Here is a 25,032-nt window from a genome sequence, read left to right on the forward strand (position 1 = left end):
AGGACGGCGCTGACTGTCGAGCGCGAGACCGCAGTGAACCACTGATCCGCCGTTGTCAGGCGCCGCGCGAGGCAGCTTCCGCTGGGCTCGACCTTGCGGCGGTCTCAAGGCCTCGCGCTCGCCTGTCAGCGTCGTTCTGGGCGGCCGCCCACACCTAAAAGGGGGGCCAGGGGACTGTGTGGCGAGATCCGGCGGGGCGGGGAAAGCGGCCGGTACGCAGCATGCGGTCGACGCGCGCGACCGTCGCCCGCACCTCGGCGTCGGTCAGGTGGTCCTCCAGCGCCTCGCGGAGCGGTCCGCTCTCGAGCTCGGCGCGGAGCCGGGTCAGCGCTTCGATCTCCTCGGCTTCGAGCGGCTCCCCGCCCCAGCCCCAGAGCAGCGTCCGGAGCTTCGGCTCCTCGTGGAAGCAGAGCCCGTGGTCGACGCCGTACAGGTGACCCTTCGCGGTCAGCAGCAAGTGGCCACCCTTGCGGTCGGCGTTGTTCGCCACCGAGTCGAGCACGGCCAGCCGCCGCAGCCGCGTGTCGTCGGCGTGCGCGACGACGACGTCCCGCCCGCCTCCGTCGACTCCGCCGAACACCGGGAACCAGCCCTTCGGCACCCGCTCGCGCGGCATCAGGTCGACCAGCTCGTCCACCGACTCGGACTCGATCCACAGCTGGCACATCCCGGGCCCGAACGGTCCGTCCCGGAGCAGTGTGGGCGGCACCAGGTCCCAGCCGAGCGTCTGGTCGAGCAGGTACGTCGACACCTCGCGGCCGGCGAGCGTCCCGTCCGGGAAGTCCCAGAGCGGACGTTCGCCGCGGACCGGCTTGTACACGCAGGCGGCGGTGATGCCGTTCGCGCTGACCGCCGCGAGCAGCGTCGCGTTGCTGGCGTCGACCAGCCGCCCTTCGATCTGGAGCTCACCCGTCGCCAGCAGGGTGAGCGCGTCGGCCGGGTCGAGTTCCGGTGGCTGCTCCGCTGCGCTCAGCGCCGGTATCCGTTCTGACGGGGGCAGACGTGCCCGCCGGACTCCAGCGGCAGCCCGCACAGCGGGCACGGCGGACGTCCGGCCGCGACTACCCGCACGGCGCGGGCCACGAAGGCCCGGGTTTCGGTGGCGGTGAGCCGCACGCGGAGGCTGTCGAGCTCCTCCTCCGGCGCCTCTTCGTCCTCCGACTGGGCGGTCGCCTCGACGATGACCGTGGACGACTCGGCGTCCCAGGCGAGCGAGAGCGTGCCGACCCGGAACTCCTCTTCGACCGGCGCGGTGAGCGGCGCGGTGTCGACGTCGTCGGGATCGTTCCCGGTGTCGGCACCGAGCCGACGCTGGGCCTCGTCGAGGAGCTCGACGAGCCGCTCTGCCAGCAGCGCCACCTGAGTCTTCTCGAGCACGACGCTGACGGTGCGGCTCTCATCGGTGGCCTGCAGGTAGAACGTACGGTCGCCGGGTTCCCCGACCGTTCCGGCGACGAACCTCTCTGGGCGTTCGAACGCGTAGACCTGACCTGCCATGCCTCGACCCTACGCGGTCCGGGCTCGGGTCGCCTCTACGAGGTCCCCCGGTCAGACCGCCCCTGCACCGCCGCCGACGACGGCGTCCGAATCGCTCGTCCGGTCTTCGTCACCGGTCGATTTCGGGGGCGGCAGAAGGCCGGTCAGTTCGCCGCCGATGTCGTTCACCCGCACCACGAACGGCCGGGTCTCGGCGTACCGGATGACGCTCACCGAGCACGGGTCGACGACGATCCGCTGGAACAGGTCGAGGTGCATGCCGTAGGCGTCGGCGAGGATGGCCTTGATCACGTCACCGTGGCTGCAGGCCAGCCAGACCGCGTCCGGACCGTGCGACGCCTCGACCCGCGCGTTCCACTCGCGGACGGCGGCGACGGCCCGGGACTGGGTGGCCGCCAGGCCTTCGCCCTCCGGTCCGGGGAACACCGCGGCCGACGGGTGCTGCTGGACGACCTTCCAGAGCGGCTCCTTGACCAGCTCGGTCAGCTTGCGGCCGGTCCAGTCGCCGTACTTGCACTCGCCGAGCCGCTCGTCGATCACCGGGGCGTCGGGGCCGCTCTCGCGATCGACCAGCAACGGCTTGACCGTCTGCTGGCAGCGGTCGAGGGGGCTGGACACGATGGCCGCGAGCGGCACCGGCCGAAGCCGCTCCGCGACCGCGTCGGCCTGCTTCCGGCCGTGGTCGTCCAGGTTGACGCCCGGCGTCCACCCGGCGAGCACCCCGCTGGTGTTCGCGGTACTCCGGCCGTGCCGCAGCAGCACCAGCGTCGGCATGCGTTGTTCCTTCGATCGAGGGTCAGTGCCGCCAACGGTACGTCGGGCCGTTAGGTCGTGTGTCGAAGGTTCAGGCCGCCGTGGGCGTGATCCAGGCGGCGGTCCGTCCGGATACCGCTGTTGTATCCGGACGGACCGACAACGCAGCCGGTCGTCGTCTGGGCCTCGGCCACGGCGGGCTGCTGGCCTTCGATACCCGACCTAAGTCGCGGAGATGGCTCCGGTGCTCACCAGCAGCAGGACGATCGTGCCGAGCACGACGCGGTAGACGATGAAGACCGTGTAGCTGTGCTTGGCGATGAACTTCAGCAGCCAGGACACCGAGAGGTAGCCGACGATGAAGCTGACCACACCGGCCGTGATCGTGGCCGGCCAGCCGACGCCGCTGGAGATCCGGTCGTACTCGGTGACGCCCTGCAGGATGCTGGCGCCGGTCAGGGCGGGGATCGAGAGCAGGAACGACAGCTTGGTGATCGTCACCCGGTCGAAGTCGCGCAGCAGACCCGCCGACATCGTCGCGCCGGACCGGGAGATACCCGGGATCAGTGCCATGCACTGGACCAGGCCGATGATCAGCGTGTCTTTCCAGGTGATGTCCTCTTCGTGCCGCCGCTGGGTGGCCGCGCGGTCGGCGAACCACATCACCCCGCTCCACAGGATCAGCGCGCTGCCGACGAACCAGAGGCTGCGCAGAGTCGTCTCGATCGCATCTTGGAACAGCAGCCCGACGATGATGATCGGGATCGACCCGACGATCACCGCGACGCCGAACCGGAAGTCGGGGTCGGACTTCGGTCGCTTGCCGAACAGGCCGGCGAAGAACCCGACGATGATCCGGTAGATCGTGTCGCGCAGGAAGATGATCGTCGCCAGCACCGCGCCAAACTGGATGATCACCGTGAACGCGGTGATGTCCGGGTCGTCGATCGAGTAGCCGAGCAGCTTCTCGATGATCGTCAGGTGGCCGGTGCTGGAGATGGGCAGGAACTCGGTGAACCCCTCGACCGCGCCGAGGAGGATCGCTTCGAAGATGTTCACCGGCTCGGAACGTCTCCCAATCCGGCGAGGCGGTGCGCCTCGTCCACGGCTCGTAGCGTGTCGATCGGGCCGACCTCCTGGCCGGGGAACGCCGCGACCGCGGCGGTCGTGACGCCGGCGTCGGCCAGCGCGCGGAGCCCGGAGGCGATCCGGTCGACCGGGCCGAGCAGCGCGGTGCGGTCGAGGAACTCGAACGGCAGCGCGGCCATCGCGCCCTCGTAGTCCCGGCGCAGGTATTTCTCCTGCACCTCGGCCGCCGCGTCGGCGTAGCCCATCCGGACGGCGAGCTGGTTGTAGAAGTTCTTGTCCCGGCTGCCCATGCCGCCGACGTACAGCGCCGTGTAGGCCCGGACCGCGTGGGCGCACTGCTCCGGGTCGTCCCCCACGACGACCGGCACGGTGGCGACGACGTCGAAGTCCTCCATCGTCTTCCCGGCCTTCTCCCGGCCCTTGCGCACCAGCTCCAGCTGCTCCGGGCCGAAGTCGGTGGAGAAGAAGATCGCCAGCAGGCCGTCGGCGATCTCGCCGGTCAGCTCCAGGTTCTTCGGGCCGACTGCGGCCAGGTAGGTGGGGATGTAGTCCCGTACCGGGTGGACCGTGAGCATCAGCGCCTTGCCGGGTCCGTCGGGCAGCGGCAGCTGGTAGTGCTCGCCGTCGTACTTCACCCGGCGTTGGCGCGCCAGCGCCAACCGGACGATGTCGACGTACTCCCGCGTCCGCGCCAGCGGCTTGTCGAATCGGACCCCGTGCCAGCCCTCGGAGACCTGCGGGCCCGAGACGCCGAGCCCGAGCCGGAAGCGGCCGCCGGACAGCGTGTCGAGCGTGGCCGCGGTCATCGCGGTCATCGCGGGCGTCCGCCCGGGAATCTGGAAGATCGCCGAGCCGACGTCGATCTGCTCCGTCTGGGCGGCGACCCAGGCCAGCACGGTGGCGGCATCCGAGCCGTAAGCTTCGGCCACCCACACCGACGACCAACCGAGACGATCCGCTTCCCGGGCCAGCTCCAGGTTCGCGGCATCGTTGCCCGCGCCCCAGTACCCGAGGTTCACCCCCAGCTTCACCCTGCTGCTCCCGTCTGACTCGAGCGTTCCGCCACCCCGCCCGGCGGCCGGTGAGGTCACGGCGCAGCGTAACGGCGGGTCGGTGCTCCGGTGTGGGGCGGGGCGACGGTAGCGTCCGCTGCCATGGAACTGCGTGCCCTCGGCCACAGCGGGCTGATGGTGTCCCGGCTCGCGTTGGGAACGATGTCCTGGGGGCGGGACACCGAAGCGGACGACGCCGCCGAGCAGCTCAAGGCATTCACCGACGTCGGCGGCTCGCTCGTCGACACCGCCGACGTCTACGCGGACGGCCGGGCTGAGGAGATCCTCGGCGAGCTGATCGGTTCGGTCGTGCCGCGGTCGGCGGTGCAGATCGCCACCAAGGCGGTCGCGGTGCCTGCCCTCCGGCGGCGGGACGCCTCCCGCGGTCATCTGCTCTCCGCGCTGGACGCCTCGCTCGCGCGGCTGCGCACCGACCACGTCGACCTCTGGCAGCTGCACGCCTGGGATCCGCACACGCCGCTGGAGGAGACGCTCTCCGCCGTCGACATCGCGGTCAGCACCGGACGGGCCCGCTACGTCGGGATGTCGAACTACACCGGCTGGCAGACCGCGAAGGCGGCCACCTGGCAGCTCGCCCACGGCCGGCCGCGGCTCATCTCCACCCAGGTGGAGTACTCGCTGCTCGAACGTGGCGTGGAGCGCGAGGTGGTACCCGCCGCGCTGGATCTGGGCATTGGACTGCTGCCCTGGTCACCGCTGGGCCGCGGAGTGCTCACCGGTAAGTACCGGCACGGGACGCCTGCCGACTCCCGCGGGGCGTCACCGCACTTCGAACGGTTCGTGGGGCGGTTCCTCGACCATCGGTCGGCCCGGGTCGTCGAGGCCGTCGCGACCGCCGCGGACGGCCTGGGTGTCTCACCGCTCACGGTCTCGCTGGCCTGGATCCGCGACCGGCCGGGCGTCACCGCGCCGGTGGTCGGCGCACGGACGGTCGGCCAGCTGATGCAGTCACTGCAGACCGAAGCCCTGACGCTGCCGGCCGAGATCCGCCGCGCGCTCGACGACGTCTCCGCGCCGGAGTTCGGGTACCCGGAGCGGGATGGCGGGTGATTTTGTACCGATATAGTCACGCACCCTGCGCACAACGCGGGTCTTCGCTCGAACTCGGGCCACTTGGCGGGCCTCCGGCCCTAAAAAGAGGCACTATGACGAGGTGCCCCCAGACTACGAGTACGCCCCGCTGAGGTTGCCGCCCGGCACCGATCGGATGAGCGCACAGGTGGAGCTGACGATCCGCGCCGAGTACGGCGGCTGGGAGCTGGCACGGGTCCGGCTCTACGCCGACGGCACTCGCAAGGTCGTGCTCCGCCGCCGCCGGTCCGCCGGGTCGACGTCTTCCGTCCTCGCTACCTGAGAGTTTGCCGTCCGCGCCTAGGGTGGTCCCGACGACCGAGGGAGACCACCGATGACCGTTGAGACCTCCACCGAACGTCGGCGATTCCCCGGAATCAGCCCACGCGCGTACGAACACCCGGCCGACCGCGGTGCGCTGGTCGCGCTGCGCGCGGTACCCGGCCTACCGGCAGTGCTCCGGACGATGTCCGGCGCGCTCGGTGAGCGCCGTGAGCGGCTGTTGCTGCTCGCGTCGGCGGTGCGGGTCGGCCCGCGCCAGTTCGCCGCGCTCGACGACCTACGCCTGGAGTGCGCCGCGACGCTCGACGTCGGCCCGGTGCCCGAGGTGTTCGTGCTGCGCAACCCGGACCCGATCGCGATGACGATCGGCATGGACACGCCGTTCATCGTGCTCAGCACCGGCCTGGTCGACCTGCTCGACACCGACGAGCTCCGGTTCACGATCGGGCACGAGATGGGCCACGTCCTCTCCGGGCACGCGGTCTACCGGACGCTCCTGCTGTACCTGACCAACGCCTCGGTGAACCTGGCCTGGTTCCCGATCGGCTACTGGGGCCTGCGCGCGATCCAGCTCGCACTCGAGGAGTGGTACCGCAAGTCCGAGCTCTCCTGCGACCGGGCCGGTCTGCTCTGCGGACAGGACCCGGCGGCGGCCCTGCGCACCCACGCGCTGCTGGCCGGAGCCACCGGCACCGACCCGGAGGAGCTGGCCGACTTCCTCGCGCAGTCGGAGGAGTACGACGCCGCCGGCGACATCCGGGACAGCATCCTGAAGCTCGGGCACCTGGTCGGGCGGGCACATCCCCTGCCCGCCCTGCGCGCAGCCGAGTTGCAGCGCTGGGCGACCAGCGACGAGTACGCCGCCCGGCTCGCCGGGGAGTACCCGCGCCGGGCGTACGACCCCGAGGCCTCGTTCACCGAGGAGTTCAAGGCGGCAGCCGGCGCCTACCGGGACGCGGTGGCGTCCTCGAACGATCCGCTGGCGAAGCTCGTCACGGCGGCCGGCGGGCGCGTGGCCGAGGGCCTCAGTCGCCTACGCCGCCCCTGACCCGACCGCGCCCGGCGGTTTTCTGGCCAGTTATCGACCTATCGGCGGCTGATGGGTCGATAACTGGCCAGATTTGTCACCAGAGGCTGGCGGCGGGCACGACCGGCTCATCGAGCGTGTCCTCGTCGACGATCTCCTCGTCCATCCGGTAGAGCTGTGCCTCGTCCGGGCCGAGCAGCAGCGGGTCCGGTCCCCCGTTCGCCGGCGCGTCGGCGAACGTGAGCGGCCGGCGCACCGCGTTCACCACGAGGACGCCGTTCCCGGGCACCAGGTCCTCCGGGTAGGCGTCGAGGGCCGCGACCGTGCCGTCACCGGCCTGGACCAGCTCGTTCACCGCCTCGCCGATGTCGGTCACCGGCCGGGCGGCGTGCGTGGCGTCCACCCCGGCCCACGACGTCCGACGCGCCTCGGTGGCCAGCGTGAGCAACCGGGTCGGCTGCGGGATCACGTAGTCACGCCGGTGCCGGACCGAGACCATCAGCGCACCACCGTCCGTGGCGGGGACCTCCGGCAGCGGCGGGAGCAACGGCGGCTCGTCGGGCCCGGGCTCCGGTGCGTCGCTCTCCGCCTCCAGGTACTCGCAGTCCCACGGCGTGACCTCGTCGTACACCTCGCTGATCAGGTCGTCGTACCGCACGGTCGCGTTGTTCAGTGCGACGTACGCACGCCAGATCTGCTCTTCCGGCGCACCGGCCCGCAGCGCCGCACGATGGTGCCGGGCGGCACTGACGACCGCCTCCAGCGCCGCGTCGATCTGAGCTTCCGTAGACATTGCCTGGGCTCCCCGACGGTGGAGGGTGAACGGATGGATCAGCTGCGAGAAAGGAATCGGTCGAGCACACGCACCCCGAAGCGTAGGCCGTCGACGGGGACCCGCTCGTCGACACCGTGGAACAGCGAGGCGAAATCGAGATCAGCGGGCAGGCGGAGCGGTGCGAAGCCGAAGCATCGAATGCCCAGACGCGACAACGCCTTGCCATCGGTACCGCCGGAGAGCATGTACGGGACCGGGCGCGCACCCGGATCCTCGTGGCGCAGAGCGTCGGCCATCGCGTCGACGAGCTCACCGTCGAACGTGGTCTCCAGCGGGACCTGCTCCATCATCGCCTCGACCTCGACGTCGGGCCCGGCGAGCTCACGGATCGTGGCGAGGAACTCCTTCTCCTGCCCAGGGAGCACCCGGCCGTCGATCGCCGCGGTGGCCGACCCCGGGATGACGTTCACCTTGTAGCCGGCGTCGAGCATCGTCGGGTTGGCGGTGTTGCGCAGAGTCGCGCCGATGATCCGGGAGATCGGCCCGAGCTTGGCGATCACCTGCTCCGGCTGGTCCGGGTCGAGCTCGATGCCGAGCGCGTCGCTCGCCTCGTCGAGGAAGCGCCGGACGGTGTCGGTCAGCGTGATCGGGAACCGGTGCCGTCCGATCCGGGCGACCGCCTCGGAGAGCGCGGTGATCGCGTTGTCCTCGTGCGTGAACGAGCCGTGGCCGGCCTTACCGCGGGCCGTCAGCCGCAGCCACTCGATGCCCTTCTCGGCGGTCTCGATCAGGTACAGCCGGAGGTCGTCGGTGACGCTGAGGGAGAAGCCGCCCACCTCGCTGACCGCCTCGGTGGCGCCCTCGAACCACTCGGGGTGGTGGTCGACGAGCCAGTGCGCACCGTGGACGCTGCCGGCCTCCTCGTCGGCGAAGAACGCGAGCGTCATGTCGCGCGGTGGCCGGCGGCCCTCCCGCGCCCACTGGCGGACGACCGCCAGGATCATCGCGTCCATGTCCTTCATGTCGATCGCGCCGCGACCCCAGAGGTAGCCGTCCCGGATCTCGCCGGAGAACGGGTCGACCGTCCAGTCGGCGGCGTTCGCCGGCACCACGTCCAGGTGGCCGTGCAGCACCAGACCGCCGCGGGTGGAGTCGGTGCCCTCCAGCCGGGCGAGCACGCTGGCCCGGCCGCGCTCGCTCTCGTAGATCGTCGCCTCGATGCCGACCTCGTCGAGCTTGGCGGCGACGTACTCGGCCGCGGCCCGCTCCCCCGCGCTGGTCGCGGTCTCCCCGGTGTTCGTGGTGTCGATCCGGATCAGGTCCCGCGCGAGGTCGACGACCTCGTCCTCGGCGGCGGGTCCGGACGGGATCGGGGCGACGGTCGGGCTCATGCGCCCTTGATACCAGCCCGGTCGACCCGACGGTCAGCTCAGGCGGCGGTGACGCGGCGCAACGGCGGGCAGGCCCGACCAGGCGCCTCGGTTGCCGCGATGTCTGAATGCGGATAAGTCTCTATGAATCGCAATTCGCTCGGGATAGACCTCTCGCTGGATCTCCTGCGCCGCGCTCGTCGGGCCCCGCGCTCTGCGACACCGCGCTTCTGCGACACCGCGTTCCTGCGAAACCGTGTCCCTGCGACATCGCTCCCGAGGAGAAGAAGACATGCGCCGAATCCCGCGCCGGTTGGTCGCCGCCGCACTCTGCACGCTCGGACTGGCGACGGCAGTGGCGGCCGCGCCGCCCGCCGCCGTCCCCGCGACCCCGGACGGCCCCAGCGGTCCGGTCATCTACGACCAGGGCCTCTGGTACCTGCGGAACACGCCGACTACCGGCTCCGCGGACACTTCCTTCAGCTTCGGCCGCCGGGGCAGCGCGCTCGACCTGCCGATCGTCGGTGACTGGAACGGGGACGGGTCGGAGACCGTCGGCATCGCCCGGGTCGACCAGTCGGTCCCGTTCCCCTTCCGGTTCCAGTGGTTCCTGCGCAACGCCAACGCCGCCGGCGCGGCCGATGTGTCGTTCACCTTCGGCGTACCCGCGCTCACCGACACGCTGCGCGGCCGCCCGATCGCCGGCAACTTCGACCCGGCCGACGACGCCTACGAGGTCGGTTACGTCTTCCCCACCGACGACGGCGGTCTGAATTGGATCATCCGGCGGGACCTGACCCCCTCCTCGGTGACCGTCACGTTCCGGTACGGCCGCAGCGCCACCGACACCCCGATCGTCGGTGACTGGGACGGCGACGGCATCGACACCGCGGGCATCGTCCGGGGCAAGCAGTGGATGCTCAACAACGACGCGCTGCAGGGCGGTCAGCCGGAGACGAACTTCCCGTTCGGGGCGACCGCGTCACCGATCCGTGAGCTGCCGGTCGTCGGCGACTGGGACGGCGACGGCACCGACACCCCAGGGCTGCTGCGCAACAATCCGGCGACCCAGGTCACCGGCGGTTTCGAGGTGTGGCTCTACCGGAACGAGAACACCACCGGAACCGCGGACGGCAGCTTCGTCTTCGGCAGCGACCAGTTCGCGATCCCGCGCGGCGTGCTGTTCCTCCCGCGGCTGGCGATCGAGGTCAGCTGACCTGCTTCTCCGGAGCACCGGCGGTCGGTGCGTCCGCCGCCGGTGCGTCCGCCGCCGGTGCGTCCGCCGCCGGTCCTTCGGCCGCCGGTTTCCGCGCGGCCGGCGCCCGGTGGAACCGCATCGCCCCGTCGTCGACCCGCCCACGCTTGAGCAGCAACACGTCGCGCGGGTAGTTCTGGTAGAGCCGCCACGGCGCGGCCGGTCCTTGGCGCGGCATGTCCTCGGCGTTGCGCAGCACGTAGCCGGACTTCAGGTCGATCAGCGGCGCGGCGCCCTCGGGAACCTCGGGCCCCTCCGGGACGCAGTACGCGTACCCGTGCTCGTCCAGATACCGCAGCAGCCGGGTGACGTACCGGGCGACCAGGTCGGCCTTGAGCGTCCAGGACGCGTTCGTGTACCCGACGGCCAGCGCGAAGTTCGGTACGCCGGAGAGCATCATGCCCTTGTACGCGAGCGTCTCCGCCGGCACCAGCTCGCGGCCGTCGACGGTGATCGTCGCGCCGCCGAGGAACAGCAGGTTCAGCCCGGTCGCGGTGACGACCACGTCGGCAGGCAGTTCCTGTCCGGACGCCAGCCGGACGCCGTCGGCGGTGAACGTCTCGATCTCCCCGGTCACGATCGACGCCGTGCCGGCGCTCAACGCGGCGAACAGGTCGCCGTCCGGGGAGATGCACAGCCGCTGGTCCCACGGGTCGTAGCGGGGGGCGAAGTGGGTGTCGACGTCGAACCCGGGCGGGAGCTGCCGGATCACGCCCGCACGGAACACCTTCTTCATCAGCTCGGGGCGTCGGCGACAGAGCTGGTACGACAGCTGCTGCAGCAGCACGTTCTTCCACCGCACCACCGACGAGGCCCGCGCCGGCGAGAGCCGCTCGCGCAGCCGGGACGCGATCGGATCGACCGTCGGCAAGGTCGCGACGTACGTCGGTGACCGCTGGAGCATCGTCACGTGCGCGGCGTTCTCGGCGAGCGCGGGGACCAGCGTCACGGCCGTGGCGCCGCTGCCGATCACCACGATGCGCTTGCCGTCGTGGTCGAGGTCCTCCGGCCACTTCTGCGGATGGACGATCCGGCCGGCGAACCGATCGAGGCCGGGGAAGTCCGGGGTGTAACCCTCGTCGTAGGAGTAGTAGCCAGCGCAGAAGTACAGGAACGAGCAGCTGAGCTGCGTCGCCCCGGCGTCCGGGCTCTCCACGGTCACCGTCCACCGCGCGGTCTCCGACGACCACTCGGCCGCCTGGACTCGGTGTCGGAACCGGATCAGCCGATCGACGCCGAACTTCCGGGCCGTCGACCGGATGTAGTCCCGGATCAGGCCGCCCTCGGCGATGCCCTTGTCGCCGGTCCAGGGCCGGAACGAGTACCCGAGCGTGAACATGTCCGAGTCCGAGCGGACACCCGGGTAGCGGAACAGGTCCCAGGTACCGCCGATCGCCTCCCGCGCTTCGAGGATCGCCACGCTCTTGCCGGGGGTGAACGCCTTCAGGTGACAGGCGGCCCCGATCCCGGACAGGCCGGCCCCGACGATGAGAACGTCGACGTGCTCCGATGAACCCTTTTCAACCTCGCGTATCCCCGCAGACTGAACGCCGCTCGCAGGGGTCGGTCGAAAAGAATTCATGCCCGACGGTAGCAACGACCGGTGGCGCGGTGGGCCTGAAAACAGTCAGCGGGCCGTCGTCTGGAAGACTGGGCATTCGAGTTTGAACCATCGCACGAGGGGTCATCGCCACCGCTGATGGACTTCTACAGCGCATACGACCACGGCTTCTTCCGGATCGCCTCGTGCGCCACGCACACCGCGATCGCGGACCCCGCCACGAACGCCGAGACCGTGCTGACCGCCGCCCGCGCGTGCCATGACGACGGCGCGGGGCTCGCGGTCTTCCCGGAACTCACGCTCTCCGGCTACTCGATCGAGGACCTGCTCCTCCAGGACACGCTGCTGGACGCCGTGGAGACCGCGATCGGCACGATCGCGGCCGCCTCCGCCGAGCTGCGTCCGGTCCTGGTGGTCGGCGCCCCGCTGCGGTACCGGAACCGGCTCTACAACACCGCGGTCGTGATCCACCGCGGCCGCGTGCTCGGGGTGGCGCCGAAGTCGTACCTCCCCACCTACCGCGAGTTCTACGAGCGACGGCACTTCGCACCGGGCGACGACGTGCGCGGCGTGATCCGGCTGGGCGGCGTCGACGTTCCGTTCGGCCCCGATCTGCTGTTCACCGCCGTCGACGTGCCGACCTTCGTGCTCCACGTCGAGGTCTGCGAGGACATGTGGGTCCCGATCCCGCCCAGTGCCGAGGCGGCGCTGGCCGGGGCCACCGTGCTGGCCAACCTCTCCGGCAGCCCGATCACGATCGGCCGCGCCGAGGACCGCAAGCTCTACTCGCGCTCGGCGTCGTCCCGCTGTCTCGCCGCGTACGTCTACGCGGCGGCCGGCGAGGGTGAGTCCAGCACCGACCTGTCCTGGGACGGGCAGACGCTGATCTACGAGAACGGTGTGCTGCTCGCGGAGACCGAGCGGTTCCCGCGCGGCGAGCGCCGCGCGGTGGCCGACGTCGACCTCGACCTGATCCGCGCCGAACGCCTGCGAATGGGGACGTTCGACGACAACCGCCGCCACCACGCCGGCCGTCTCGACGCCTACCGCCGGGTCGAGTTCGCGGTCGAGCCCCCGGAGGGCGACATCGGGCTACGGCGGACCCTCGCCCGCTACCCGTTCGTACCGGCGGACGCGTCGCGCCTGGAGCAGGACTGCTACGAGGCCTACAACATCCAGGTGTCCGGACTGGAGCAGCGCCTCCGCGCCATCGGCCAGCCGAAGGTGGTGATCGGCGTGTCCGGCGGCCTGGACTCGACCCACGCGCTGATCGTCGCGGCGAAGGCGATGGACCGGCAGGACCGTCCGCGCAGCGACATCCTGGCGTTCACGATGCCGGGGTTCGCGACCAGCGACCACACCCGGAACAACGCGGTGCGGCTGGCCGAGGCGCTGGGGGTGACCTTCGAGACGCTCGACATCCGGCCGACCGCCAAGCAGATGCTCACCGACCTCGGGCACCCGTTCGGCCGCGGCGAGGAGGTCTACGACGTCACGTTCGAGAACGTCCAGGCCGGGCTGCGCACCGACTACCTGTTCCGGGCCGCCAACCAGCGCAACGGGATCGTGCTCGGCACCGGCGACCTCTCCGAGCTCGCGCTGGGCTGGTCGACGTACGGCGTGGGCGACCAGATGTCGCACTACAACGTCAACGCCGGGGTGCCGAAGACGCTGATGCAGCACCTGATCCGCTGGGTCATCGCGTCCGACCAGTTCGACGACGAGGTCGGCAAGGTCCTGCAGGCCGTCCTGGACACCGAGATCACCCCGGAGCTGGTGCCGACCCGCGAGGGCGAGACGCCGCAGAGCACCGAGGCCAAGATCGGACCGTACGCGCTCCAGGACTTCTCGCTGTTCCACGTCCTGCGCTACGGCTTCGGCCCGGCGAAGATCGCGTTCCTCGCCCTGCACGCCTGGCGGGACGCCGAGGCCGGCGAGTGGCCGCCGAACTACCCGCAGGAGCACCGCAACGCGTACGACCTCGCGCAGATCCGGCACTGGCTCGAGGTGTTCCTCACCCGTTTCTACGCGTTCAGCCAGTTCAAGCGCTCCGCGCTGCCGAACGGGCCGAAGGTGTCCGCGGGCGGATCGCTCTCGCCGCGCGGTGACTGGCGGGCACCGTCGGACGCGTCGGCGCGGACCTGGTTGGACGAGCTGCATCGGGACGTGCCGGAGTCCTGATCGGAGGCCGCCTCCGAGGGCTCAGGCCCTTGATATCGTCACGCTCCGTATCGGCTAGCCTCACGATGAGGCGGAAATGGATCATTCATCGCCTATCATGCTGCCCCGTCCGCTATGTGCTGCGCCACGGTTCACACAGCCGAGCAGCGTTCCCTCACTTGCTGCGCCAAAGTCCAGGCGATTCGATGACGTGAATGCCGTGAACAGGCAATCTGCTGCATATATCGGACTCGGGTCGCGACCTCGGCCGATCCACAAGAGGTGCGCCAATCGTTGAACCGAACCCGCCTTCGATACGTCTTCTACGACCCCCCACAAGATGCCATGGCGCCTGTTTTTTCGAACTCTTTTTTGAATCCTATTTAAAACGAACTGCATTTTGAATTGAATTCAATAATTGCGAGCGAGCCGTGCGCATTAGACTCTCTTAATACGGACGGGATTTGTTTCGCAAACCTTCCCTCAGAAGTCCAGGGCGACTCCGTCCGCACGTACTACCCGGACCTAGCCGAACGGTGGATCAGTTTCGCCAGTCGATCACTGCGAAACCACGTATAGCCGCTCAACGAAAACGCAGTCTCTGCCCGACAGGAACGCCAGCAGGACCATCCAGCTGCGCCGGCAAGAAGCCCTCTCACAGGAGATCGGCGGCACTGGAGAAAAGGCACTGCAACGGCCAGCTTCCCGCTGGGCCAACTCGGGGCGGAAAGGGAGACGCGCGAAAGGAGCTATCGCCGCCGACTGCCGATACCCGCATCCGGCCACGGACCTGCAGAACGGGCAACGGACTTCGATCGCGATTCGAAATCCGTGTTCGCTGCAGGTCCGGAAGCTCACGAGCAGACCAAAGCCCCGGTCGACGACCATACGTCCTGCGGGGAGGACGGGGTCGTCGACCGGGGCCTGGGCCGCGCGCCGAAGCGAGGCGACGAAGGGGTGACCATCGGTGCGCGGTGAGCTGAGGCTTGTGGTGCGATCTGCGCGTTGCCCCTGCCCTCGCCGGGCCGGCCGCCGAACCCGCTGATCAGCAGGCTTGGGGCCGTAGCCCGGCGAGAAGGGACGTCTGCGAACGGCATCGCGGCCGCTCGGACCCGATCCCGCTGGTCTGCGGCGGGCGGGAGCCAACTGTCCTGGCGCACCTAGGCCGCGAGGGGCCGGTCCGGCGCGAACGGGAGGTCAGCGGAATGCCGTCATAGTAGGGATGACTGTCGTCAATTGGACCAGGAATGGTCAGCCGTGCTGCATGGCGCACTCCTCGAAGACGCAGGAATCGTGGACAAAGACAAGGCAAAAGGCCTCAGTACTTCATGAGCGCAGAGGCGAAAGATGCGCCGCCACCAGCAACAAAAGCGACCGCGGCAAGGGTGATCGCAGTGGCTGCCGTGGCGATTAGACGTCCGATCCGCATGATCTCTCCTTGATGGGGAACCGAAATGAATTCGGGTGCCCTAGGGGTTTCGCAAGACTTCGACGCGTCGGGTTCTCGAGCAATTCCGAGGACGGGAGTAACCATTCCACGACTCATCGCAATGGCAACCCTCTTAAGGTAAAAGAAAGGTTGCGCTTAAGGCGGTTCCGGGGCGCACCGCGTCTCGCAGCGGCGCCCGTCGAGCCGTAGTGAGCCAATTAAGCAATGCATTTCCGACAGGCCCGTTCCGCGAGCTCCGTACGGAATGAGGTGAAGTTGAACCGAACGACATCGGTTGTTCACGCACTACGGCGCGTGAGTCACTTGTTCACTCTCCGTCCAACTTGTATCCTGACTTCGTGACGATTTCTCCGGTTCCCGGCTCGCTGATCGGGCGTGACCTGGAGATCGCGAAGTTCGACCGATGGATCACCGGCTGCCTTCGAGGCGACGGCCGGGCGGTTCTCATCGACGGCGAAGCCGGTATCGGCAAATCCACCCTGATGCGAACGGTCTGCCTTCAAGCCGCCGAGGCCGGGTTCACCATCTACCGTGGTGCCGGCGACGAACTGGGGCAGGCACTGCCCCTGCTGCCATTCCTCGACGCGCTCGAGGTCCGCGAGTCCACAGCCGACCCACGTCGGCGCGCGGTGCTCCAGCTGTTGCGCGGCGAATTCTCCGCCGGCGCCGCGGTCGATGCGGCCACCGCTGCCTCCGAGCACCTGTTCGCGTTGATCGAGCAGCTATGCGAGCAGTCACCGACGATGGTCGTGATCGACGATCTGCAGTGGTCCGATCCGACCACTGTCGCGCTCTGGGGTCGGCTCGCCCGGGCGGCCCGGCAGCTGCCCCTCCCGCTGCCACTGTTCCTGCTCGGCCTCGCCCGGCCGACTCCGCAGGGCGACAGCCTGCGAGCGCTGCGGCGAGCGATCGACCCCGGGGAGCTTGTCCGACTCGGACCATTGGACGCACCCGACGTCGCCACGCTGCTCACGAGCCTGACCGGGGCTCGGCCGGGTACAGGGCTTACCCGGCTGGCAAGCGGGGCGGCCGGCAATCCGCTTTACCTGACCGAGCTCGTCGGCGCGCTGAGCCGCGGTTCGTTCCTCGCCGAAACAGAGCCCGGCACCGTCGACGTCGTATCTGGTGCGCCGCCGCGGACACTGTCGGCCGCGATCGCCGACCGTCTCGGCTTCCTGCCGGAGCAGGCGCGCGGCATCCTGCGTACTGCAGCGCTACTCGGGGTTCGATTCGCCGTCGACGACCTCGCGCTGGTCCTCAAGCAGAGCGTCACCGACCTGCTGCCCTCGCTGCAGGAGGCCATCGCCGCCGGCGTCCTCGCCGATACGCCGGAAGGCCTGGGCTTCCGGCATCCGCTGATCCGGACGGCCCTCTACGAGGAGCTCCCCGCGTCGGTCCGCTCCGCGTTGCACCGGGACGCCGGCCGCGCGCTCGCCGCGGCACACGCGCCCGTCGAACGCGTCGCACGGCAGCTTCTCTCGGCCGACGATCCGTCGGGACTGCGCCTCGGCCCCCTTGAGCCCTGGGTGGAGGACTGGTTGGCGGAAGCCGGACCAGCGCTGGTAGCGCAGGCGCCGCAGGCGGCGGTCGACCTGCTCCGCCGCGCCACCACCGGTTGGTCGGTGCGGCCTGCCAGCGAGGTGCTCTCGACGATGCTGGCCGACGCACTCTTCCGCGTCGGCAACATTCCCGATGCGATCGAGGTGGCCACAGCCGCGCTCGACCGGGTCACCGACCCGGACCTACTCGTCGAGCTGAACTGGATCCACAGCCAGGCACAGACGCAGGTCGGTGAGAGCTCGGTCGCCCTGGAAGCCCTGCACAAGGCGCTGGCCAACCCAACGCTCAGTGCGCGTCACCGGGCGCGACTGCTGATTTCGGTCGGACGCGCGCACCGAATGGTCGGCCAGGTCGAGTTGGCGGAGAAGGCTGGTGAGGAAGCCCGGGCGTTCGCCCTCGAGTCCAACGATCGGTGGGCGCTGGCGTGGGCGCTGCACATCCTCTGCATCGCGACCGTGACCCGAGGCGCCGGTGCGGAAAGTATTCCGCTGTTCGACCAAGCCGTCGCGGCTACCGCCGACGAGCTCTCACTAACCGATCTCCGCCTCCTGGTCCAGCTCAACCGCGCGGTCGCGCTCGGCGACTTGGACCGCTATCCGGAAGCACTGGAGGCTGCCCGGGACGTCCGCGACGCGGCGGCCCGCGCTGGCAGTGCGATCCGGCTAGCCCAGGCTTACACGTCGCTCTGCGAGCTGTATTTCGAGAACGGTCAATGGGATGACCTGCTTGCCGACCTTGATGCAGTACCGGACGACGCGCGGGACCAAGCCTCCGCCTGCCAGCACCGGGGCATCGCGGCAACCGTCCTCCTGCACCGGGGCGAGACCGAAGCCGGCCTCCGCAACCTTGAGTTGTCCGAGGCGCACGCGGTGCGAGTCGGGCTGCGGGTCATTGCGGCGCTCGCGCTCGCACGTGCGCTCCGATTCGAGCAGGAGGGCCGGCCGGAGGAAGCGCTCGCCAGTCTGCTCGCCTACCTGACCGGCGACGTCGAGGAACTCGATGAGATGGAAGAGCTCCTTCCGGACGCCATGCGGCTCGCGCTGGAGTGCAACGATCTGAACGGCGCGGCGCACGTGCTCCGGTTGGCGGACGAAGCCGCCGCCCGCGCCGAGATCCCGCACCGGGTAGGCACTGCTGCGTATTGCCGGGGACTGCGAGACGGGAGCCCCCAGTTGCTGCTCCAAGCGGCCGAGCACTATCTAGTCGCCGGTCGTCCGCTCCGCCGGGCCGCCGCGCTAGAAGCCGCCGCTGCCCGATTCGCCGAGGCCGGCGAGCGCACCGAAGCGCGGTCCGCGTTCAGTCGCGCGTTGGATGGCTATCACGCGCTCGAGGCCAGCTGGGACGCCGCCCGGCTGCAGAACCGGTTCCGGGAGTACGGCATCCGGCGGGCTCCGCGAGTCAAGCACCGGCAAGCCCGGTCCGGCTGGGACAGCCTTACCCCGACCGAATCGAAGGTCGCCGAGTTGGTCACGCAAGGGATGTCGAACCCGCAGATCGCTGCCCAGCTGTTCTTGTCGCCGCGGACCGTCAGCACGCACGTCTCGCACATCCTCAGCAAGCTCGACCTGCGCTCCCGGATCGACCTGGCCCGCGAGGCCGCGCGCCGGGCGGAACCTCCCGGCGCCTGACCGGGAGTGTGTGCGATTCGGCAGGTCATCGGCGGCCCGAGTGCACGCGGTTCCGCCGAAGGCATGCCCCAGCAGAGTGACGCGCCGCCGGAGCTGGAGCTCGGGCGGCGCGTCGCGTTGTCCCGGGTAGGACCCGGTCCAGCCGGGGGGCCGCCTCCTCGGCGGGCGCCCAGCTGAACCGCCCCCTACGTCCCCTCGGGTGTCGGGTATCCGTGCCGCGGTGTGAACGTGCTCGGCGGCGTGACCCGCGCACGTCCGATCACCCCTTCCCGGCTGGCGGACTCGCCCCTCGGTCCGGCAGCGGCGTCCGAACCGGACGGCCCCCCGGGAATGACCGGGAGGGAGCCGGTGTCGGTCGGACCGATCGGCCCGTCCGGGTACACGAGGCCGCCCGGATACGGAGGCCCGGCCGGCGCGGGGTCTGCCAGGGCGGGGCCGGCACTGGCAGGACCGGCCGCGCCGGCCGGAGTGGGAGCGGGCTCCCCGCCGGTGGCGGGGAGCCCGGTGGGGGCGGGACCGAGTGGTAATGCGACGCCGAACTGCGTGACGCCGTGCTCCGCGGAGCCGTGTTGCATGCCGTCGCCCGCCTGGCCGCTCTGCATCCCGTCGCCGACCGCACCGCTCGGCGTCCCGTCGTCCGCGTGGAGACGGGGCACTTCGCCGGTAGAGAAGCGGGGCAGGTCTCCGGTCGAGAACCGAGGGATGTCTCCCGTCGAGTACGGAGTCGGCAGGTCCGTGCGGGAGATCCCGTGATGCCGTCCCCGCGGGCCGCGGGCGGCAGCACCGTCGAACGGCGTGGTGTACGAACCGGGCCCGCCGAACGGCGAGGAATCCCCGAGCGGCACCGGACCACCGAGCGGACCCGGACCCGACACCGGGCCCACGGCTCCGAGGGCCAGGGGACCCAGCGGATCCACCGCGGCGTACCGGCCGTTCGGCAGCTCGCTGCCCGTGAGGCCGTCCGCGCCGGTGGGGGCGCCGGTGCCGGAGCGGACGTCGCCGATAGCGCCGACGGGGCCGCTGACAGGGGCGGGGCCGGCGACCGGGACCGGGCCGTTGCGGCCGTTCCGGCCGAAAGCCCCTGCCGGATCCCGGGGCGTCGAGTCCAGGCCGTTCCGGCCGAAAACCCCTGCCGGATCCCGGGGCGTCGAGTCCAGGCCGTTCCGGCCGGGCGCCCAGGAGGGATCGCCGGGTGCACCGGACGGGTCGTGGGGCGGGTACGGGCTGTTCGGGCCCGTCGCCGCACCGGGCTGCGGCGACGGGCGGTCGTAGCCGACGGCCGGCAGCTGGCCACCGGGGTAACCCAGCTGGTCGGAGCCGGCCAGCGACGGGTGCGGCGCGGGCATCATCGGCAGCCGGGGTGCGGGCCACGTCGGACCGGGACGCAGCTGCGGCGGGTGCGGGCCGGGCAGGCCCCGATCGGCACCGGCCACCGGCCGCGTCCCCAACGCGGGGTGGGAGCCCGCCGGCGCCGAGCCGCCGAGCGCGCGCGACGCGTCGCCTCCGTCCGCCTGGTCGTCGCGGAGCCGATCGCTACGCAACTTCTGGCTCGCGACCTCCAGCGCGGCGATCGTGGCCTCTTTCCGCCGTCGTCGTTGCCCGATCCGTGCCCATCCCGGCGCGAGGTACCACCAGGTGAGGAACCAGAGCAGCGATCCGGCGGTGATCCAGAGCGCGTACGTGGTGCCCATCACGACGTCGAGAATCAGCAGCAGCGAGCCGTTGAAGGCGAGCATCAGCAGCGTGACGCCCCAGAGCGCGAACTTGCTGGAGGCCCGGACCAGCTGGGCTTCGAGCCGGCGACGGAACACCAGCCGGTGGAACGGTGCAGGGGCGATCAGCAGGCAGGTGGCGCCGGCGACCAGCACCAGGCTCACCACGTACACGCTGCGCTGGAAGCGCGTCGTGTCCGCGAAGCGACTGGTGAACGCGAGCGTGAGCAGGAACACGAGGAGTAGCTGCGTACCGATCTGCGCCGCCCGGACCTCGTGGAGGATCTCCAGGTAGTTCCGGTTCCAGCGTTGCGTCGGCGTCTCCCGCGTCCGCGGGTCACGCGGCTCCGACCGGCCGGAGACCGCACTCGCTGCGGTCAATTCCCTTGCCATCAGAACACCCACCTTCCGGCGTGGACGGTGCCCGAAGGCGGGTTCCGTCGCTGGTTAAAGACTTGTCCACGTGGCGTCAGAAGACATCGGTCGACTGACGTAGACCGGAAGACCGGTACGGCGGGGACACGACGTACGCGACCGGCTGCTGCGCGAGCCGACCGTCCGCAGAGGACCGTGGCGTACCGCAGACCGGACAGAGCGGCTCCGTCCACGTCGATCCCCAGGACTCCGCGGTCGACGGCGGGCAGCTCGGCAGATGTGACATCCAGTGACGCATGGCGATGCGCCTTCCCGGTAGAGAGGTGGGCGTGGTGACGGGGAGCTCGGGCCGGAGCTCACACCGCTGCTTCGAGCCGATGACGGGCGAACCGTGGATCGGCGGTGATCGGGGTCGCGCCGGACGGCACCGGCGCGTCGATCGGGCGGTACACCGGCCGCGGACCGGCTTTCCGACGCGGCAGGTAACGGTGGTAGATCTCCAGCCGGGCGGAGGCGGTCGGCGGAACCATGCCCGCGCGGCCGAACGAGTGCAGGATCGCCTGGTGCAGGACGCGGGCGGCGTCCTGCCTCGAGACCCCACCCTCGGGCCCCAGGCAGCGCGCGATCATCGGCAGGGCGTTGTACCGGTTCTGATCGGCGAGTTCCCGGCACGCCATCTCGAACGCGACGTAGAAGCCGGAGAACGCCACCGGGTACGCGAGCGTCTCGGTGAAGTGCAGTCGGTGCCGCGACAGCGCGGGCACCGCGTACCAGCGCAGGCCCAGCTCGGCGAACCAGGCGTACCCCGGATGCTCGAGGTTCACCTCCAGCACTCGCTCCGGCGAGAGCTCGTAGGCGATCACCGGCCCGTCGTGCACGCGCAACAGCAGCGGTAGGACGTCGAACGGGCCCGGCAGCAGTCGGCCACCGTCGACCGGCCGCCCGCCCGGCCACCCGGCCCGCAAGGCCAGCGTGGTGAGCTCCAGGTGGCGTGGATCGCCGAGGATCGTGCCGTCGGCCTGCCGGTAGCCGGCGTAGCCGACCAGCTGGTCGTTGAGGATCTCGACGCCCGGATCCAGCACGGTGGCGACCGACCGGATCCGTCCGTCCCGGGTGGCGACCCGGAGGTGCTCGGCCAGCCCGGAGGCCACCGCGTCCGGATCGGTCACCCCCCGCAGGTCCCGCACTTGCAGGCCACGCCAGCGCAGGCGTCCGATGCCTCGGTCGGCGTTCGCCCAGGCGACCCGCGCCGCCCAAGCCAGTTGCTCGGTGGTGGGAATGGTCGGGCCGGCCGGGTTTCTCCGGTCCGCCGCGACGACCTCGATCCTCACTTCGGCACCTCCGTTAGGGGACCTTCCGGCAGGGCTCGTGCACTAGAGGGGTGGGTGGGGTGTCAGTCGCGCAGCACGCAGACCGTGGCGAGCGTCGGGTCGGCGGCACCGTGGATGTGCATGCCGGTGTCGACCGCGCGGGTCAGTGCGGCGACCGTGTCGCGGTCGAGGTACTCACCGGGCATCACGGCCGGGACTCCCGGCGGGTACGGCGTGATCGGCTCCGCGCTCGTTCGTCCGACGGCCCGCGCGAGCGGGACGGCCTCGGTCGCGGCGAAGTGCGCCTCGCGCGGGGTGCAGATCTGCTTGCGAGGGGCGAGCAGCGCGGCGACCAGCTGACCGTCCCAGGCCGGACGCAACCGTCGGCGAGGGCTGCAGGACAGCGTGCGCAGCGCCGTGACGAGGGCGTCCACCACGTCCGGGGAGGTACAGGTGGTGATCGCCACGAACAGGTTGCTCTCGTCGGCGCCCTCGACGGCTACCGCCGGGTGGAGCAGCCCGCTGGTACCGCGGCCGGGGCCGGGCGACCGCAGCAGCCTCTCCAGTTCGAGGCCGGTGACGCCGAGCCCGCGGACGCTGATGACCAGCCGCAGCGGGTCGAAGCGCTCCTGGGGAACGCCGAGGTCCTCGGCCTCGGCGACCCGTACGCCGGGGATCGCGGCGAGCCGCCGCCGCGCGTCGGCGACCAGCTCCAGCGTCCGGTCGAGCAGGACGCGGCCGCGGCTGACCATCGTGCGGCGCGCCTCGTCGATGCTCGCGAGCACCGGTAGCAGCGGGCTGGTCGTCTGGGTCATCTGGACGGTACGGCCGATCCGGCCGGCGTCGACCCGGTCGCCCCGGATCAGGATGATCGCCGCGCCGGACGGCGCCGCCAGCATCTTGTGCGCGGAGGTCACCGCCACGTCGGCGCCGGCCGTGATCGCGTTCTCCGGCAGGTCGGGGTGGAACGGGAGGTGCGCGCCCCAGGCCTCGTCGACGAAGAGCGGCGCGTCGTGCCGGTGTGCGACCGCGGCGAGCGCCCGGACGTCCGAGCAGGCGCCGGCGTATCCGGGGCTGACCATGCTCACCAGGCCCGCGCGGTGTCCCCCGGCGGCCAGGTCGCTGAGGGTGCGGTCCAGGGAGACCGGGTCGATGCCGAGGCTGATCCCGAAGCCGCCCTGGTCGAGCCGGGGCGTGACCCAGTGCGGCGTCGCGCCGGAGAGCACCAGGCCGGCGAGCGTCGACGTGTGGCTGTCCCGTGCGACGACGACGTGGTCGGTGCCCGGCCCGGCGGCTTGCTGGTGCGCCAGGTGGACGGCGCGGTTGCCGCCGGACGAACCGTCGAGCAGGAACAGGGCCTCGTCCGAGCCCCACGCCTTGGCGGCGAGCGCCTCGGCACCGCGGCGGGCGGCGGTCGCGTCCGCGGGCGTCAGCCACACGTCGGACGCGAGGAAGGTGCCGCCGAGCAGCTTGCGGAGGCCCGAGCCGACCGTGCGGCCACCGGCGTGGCCGGGGACGTGCAGGGCGCCGGTGTCGCAGCCGCGGTAGCGGATGATCGCGTCGACCAGCGGTGCCGAGCCGTGCGCGGCGTCGTAGAGAACCGGCCGGTCGCCGGAGGAGAGGGCAACGGCGGTCATCGGTTCGCCGTCCTTTCACCGATGACCGCCGTGCCGCCTACCGCGCCGGACGGACCGGCGGTCGGGGAGGGTGCGATCGAGGCGGATTTGGCGGACTTTCCGTTCGGGGCGAGGATCATGTAGGTCATCAGCGCGAAGATCACGGCCATCGCGGCCCACTTGCCTGCCGGCACCACGACGCCGTTCTCGACCCGGTCCATCACCAGGACGCCTACCTGCAGCAGGACGATCCAGCCGAGGGTCACGGTGCCGAGCTCCGCCCACTGCAGGCTCGCCGCGTACACCCCGAACAGGCCCAGGAACGCGATCGCTCCGGCCGACCACCAGAGCTGGTGACCGTTGTCCATGTAGCGCATCGCGCAGTAGCTGCCGATCAGGTCCAGGCCGGCGAGCGCGACCATGGCGGCGATCCCCATCGGGGAGAACTCGAGACTCTTGCTGGCGACGATCGGTTCGGCCAGCGCCGACGCGACGGTTGGTTCGTGCAGGGACGCGGGGAGACGGAAGACGTCGGCAACAGGTGCCGACGTAGCGTCCACGGTCGTGTAAATGGCCATCAGCGCTCCACCTTCCTCACGGACGGCGCCCCGAGAGGTTCCGTCGCTGAGGGATACGCTCGCCTACGGTGCGTAAGGAGACATCGGTCGACTGACGTAGACGCGAAGCACGCAGCGGGACACCGCCGTACGTCTGCGGGAATTGCATTGCAGGTACGGCGGGTTGGGCGGGTGGTCTTCCGTCGAACGGCTGAGTGGACGGTGGACGCACGGATCGCGGGCCCGAAGAGTTCACGGCTTCGCCCGCGACGAAGTTCACGGGTTCCCGGGGCGGGCGACGCGGCGCCGACCCGATAAGGTCGCCGCGTGTCGGACATCTCCCCCTCGCCCGCGCGGACCACGGTTCGCCAGGTCGCGATCGGGCTCGTCGTCGTCGGCGCGCTCAACCTGGTCCTCGGCCTGCTCGCCTGCTGCGGCCGGGTCGCCCGCCTCGGGCAGAACGACACGTCGACGCTCTCCTCCGACGCGGAGACCGCCGGCTACCTGACCTACGTCGTCCTCGCCCTGCTCTCGTTCCCCCTCGGCGCCGTGACCCTGGCCGCCGGAATCGCCCTGCTGCAGGGAAAGTCCCGGACGTTCGGTGTGGTCGGGGCCGTGGCGGCGGTGATCCCGCTCTCCTGCTGTTTCCTGGTCGGCATCCCGGTCGGGGTGTGGGCGCTGATCGTGCTCAACCGAGAGGACGTCAAGGCCCTGTTCGCCGGGAGTCCGCCGCCCAACGGCTACCCGCCCGGTGGCTTCCCGCCCGCATACCCGCCCCCGCCGCCCGGCCCGACGCAACCCGGCCCGACACCGCCCGGACCGACACCGCCCGGACCGACTCCGCCCGGACCGCCTCCGCCGCCGCCCGGCTGGTGACGCGCACCCCCGCGGGTCGGCACCGGCCCTGAGCC

General features: G+C 70.7%; 19 protein-coding genes. 7 read left to right on the forward strand and 12 right to left on the reverse strand.

Annotation, left to right across the window (positions count from 1 at the left end; translation table 11 throughout):
* Positions 1-154 precede the first annotated feature (154 nt).
* The 5 genes from ABEB28_RS36560 to ABEB28_RS36580 form a co-directional block, all read right to left on the reverse strand.
* Entirely contained in the window at positions 155-973 is an 819-nt protein-coding gene (locus ABEB28_RS36560; RefSeq protein WP_345732904.1) for an SCO1664 family protein, read from the reverse strand.
* Positions 970-1,497: a DUF3090 family protein gene (locus ABEB28_RS36565; RefSeq protein ID WP_345732867.1), complete on the reverse strand. Its 528-nt coding sequence runs from the start codon at positions 1,495-1,497 to the stop codon at positions 970-972. Before ABEB28_RS36565 ends, ABEB28_RS36560 begins: the two co-directional genes overlap by 4 nt.
* Positions 1,498-1,548: 51 nt before the next feature.
* On the reverse strand, positions 1,549-2,271 hold the full coding sequence (locus tag ABEB28_RS36570) for a histidine phosphatase family protein (RefSeq protein ID WP_345732868.1): 723 nt from the start codon (positions 2,269-2,271) through the stop codon (positions 1,549-1,551).
* A 201-nt stretch (positions 2,272-2,472) separates the two neighbouring features.
* Entirely contained in the window at positions 2,473-3,309 is an 837-nt protein-coding gene (locus ABEB28_RS36575; RefSeq protein ID WP_345732869.1) for an undecaprenyl-diphosphate phosphatase, read from the reverse strand.
* On the reverse strand, positions 3,306-4,370 hold the full coding sequence (locus ABEB28_RS36580; RefSeq protein WP_345732870.1) for an LLM class F420-dependent oxidoreductase: 1,065 nt from the start codon (positions 4,368-4,370) through the stop codon (positions 3,306-3,308). The genes ABEB28_RS36575 and ABEB28_RS36580 overlap by 4 nt, the downstream gene beginning before the upstream one ends.
* 123 nt (positions 4,371-4,493) lie before the next feature.
* Here ABEB28_RS36580 and ABEB28_RS36585 point away from each other — a divergent pair, with 123 nt between their 5' ends.
* From ABEB28_RS36585 to ABEB28_RS36595, 3 genes are all read left to right on the forward strand, one after another.
* Complete coding sequence (locus ABEB28_RS36585; RefSeq protein ID WP_345732871.1) at positions 4,494-5,462, forward strand: aldo/keto reductase; 969 nt, start codon at positions 4,494-4,496, stop codon at positions 5,460-5,462.
* Positions 5,463-5,565: 103 nt separating this feature from the next.
* Positions 5,566-5,766 (forward strand): DUF5703 family protein, encoded by a 201-nt coding sequence (locus ABEB28_RS36590; protein WP_345732872.1) that lies wholly within the window; start codon positions 5,566-5,568, stop codon positions 5,764-5,766.
* Positions 5,767-5,817: 51 nt separating this feature from the next.
* Complete coding sequence (locus tag ABEB28_RS36595; RefSeq protein WP_345732873.1) at positions 5,818-6,813, forward strand: M48 family metallopeptidase; 996 nt, start codon at positions 5,818-5,820, stop codon at positions 6,811-6,813.
* A gap of 76 nt (positions 6,814-6,889) precedes the next feature.
* Here the strand turns inward: ABEB28_RS36595 and ABEB28_RS36600 are convergent, their stop codons facing one another.
* Positions 6,890-7,585: a hypothetical protein gene (locus tag ABEB28_RS36600; RefSeq protein ID WP_345732874.1), complete on the reverse strand. Its 696-nt coding sequence runs from the start codon at positions 7,583-7,585 to the stop codon at positions 6,890-6,892.
* Positions 7,586-7,623: 38 nt separating this feature from the next.
* Positions 7,624-8,958, reverse strand: coding sequence for a M20/M25/M40 family metallo-hydrolase (locus ABEB28_RS36605; RefSeq protein ID WP_345732875.1), 1,335 nt, complete (start codon positions 8,956-8,958; stop codon positions 7,624-7,626).
* 271 nt (positions 8,959-9,229) lie between these two features.
* Here ABEB28_RS36605 and ABEB28_RS36610 point away from each other — a divergent pair, with 271 nt between their 5' ends.
* Positions 9,230-10,153, forward strand: coding sequence for a hypothetical protein (locus ABEB28_RS36610; protein ID WP_345732876.1), 924 nt, complete (start codon positions 9,230-9,232; stop codon positions 10,151-10,153).
* Here ABEB28_RS36610 and ABEB28_RS36615 read toward each other — a convergent pair.
* Positions 10,146-11,774 (reverse strand): flavin-containing monooxygenase, encoded by a 1,629-nt coding sequence (locus tag ABEB28_RS36615; RefSeq protein ID WP_345732877.1) that lies wholly within the window; start codon positions 11,772-11,774, stop codon positions 10,146-10,148. The two genes, ABEB28_RS36610 and ABEB28_RS36615, sit on opposite strands and share 8 nt — an antisense overlap.
* Before the next feature lie 117 nt (positions 11,775-11,891).
* Here ABEB28_RS36615 and ABEB28_RS36620 point away from each other — a divergent pair, with 117 nt between their 5' ends.
* A complete protein-coding gene (locus tag ABEB28_RS36620) occupies positions 11,892-13,934 on the forward strand; it encodes an NAD(+) synthase (protein ID WP_345732878.1) in 2,043 nt (680 codons plus the stop codon).
* Positions 13,935-15,701: 1,767 nt separating this feature from the next.
* Entirely contained in the window at positions 15,702-18,551 is a 2,850-nt protein-coding gene (locus ABEB28_RS36625) for a helix-turn-helix transcriptional regulator (RefSeq protein ID WP_345732879.1), read from the forward strand.
* A 185-nt stretch (positions 18,552-18,736) separates the two neighbouring features.
* Here the strand turns inward: ABEB28_RS36625 and ABEB28_RS36630 are convergent, their stop codons facing one another.
* The 4 genes from ABEB28_RS36630 to ABEB28_RS36645 all read right to left on the reverse strand — a co-directional run bounded on the left by ABEB28_RS36630 (position 18,737) and on the right by ABEB28_RS36645 (position 24,142).
* Positions 18,737-20,656 (reverse strand): DUF6328 family protein, encoded by a 1,920-nt coding sequence (locus ABEB28_RS36630; RefSeq protein ID WP_345732880.1) that lies wholly within the window; start codon positions 20,654-20,656, stop codon positions 18,737-18,739.
* A 338-nt stretch (positions 20,657-20,994) separates the two neighbouring features.
* The gene (locus ABEB28_RS36635) at positions 20,995-21,969 is read right to left on the reverse strand and encodes a nitric oxide synthase oxygenase (protein WP_345732881.1); all 975 of its coding nucleotides are present in this window, start codon (positions 21,967-21,969) and stop codon (positions 20,995-20,997) included.
* Between the two features lie 62 nt (positions 21,970-22,031).
* Positions 22,032-23,585, reverse strand: a complete 1,554-nt coding sequence (locus ABEB28_RS36640; protein WP_345732882.1) for an aminotransferase class I/II-fold pyridoxal phosphate-dependent enzyme — start codon at positions 23,583-23,585, stop codon at positions 22,032-22,034.
* Positions 23,582-24,142 (reverse strand): hypothetical protein, encoded by a 561-nt coding sequence (locus ABEB28_RS36645; protein ID WP_345732883.1) that lies wholly within the window; start codon positions 24,140-24,142, stop codon positions 23,582-23,584. The genes ABEB28_RS36640 and ABEB28_RS36645 overlap by 4 nt, the downstream gene beginning before the upstream one ends.
* Before the next feature lie 306 nt (positions 24,143-24,448).
* Here ABEB28_RS36645 and ABEB28_RS36650 point away from each other — a divergent pair, with 306 nt between their 5' ends.
* A complete protein-coding gene (locus ABEB28_RS36650) occupies positions 24,449-24,997 on the forward strand; it encodes a hypothetical protein (protein ID WP_345732884.1) in 549 nt (182 codons plus the stop codon).
* Positions 24,998-25,032 lie beyond the last annotated feature (35 nt).

Origin of the sequence: Cryptosporangium minutisporangium (genome assembly GCF_039536245.1) — a bacterium.
GTDB lineage: Bacteria > Actinomycetota > Actinomycetes > Mycobacteriales > Cryptosporangiaceae > Cryptosporangium > Cryptosporangium minutisporangium.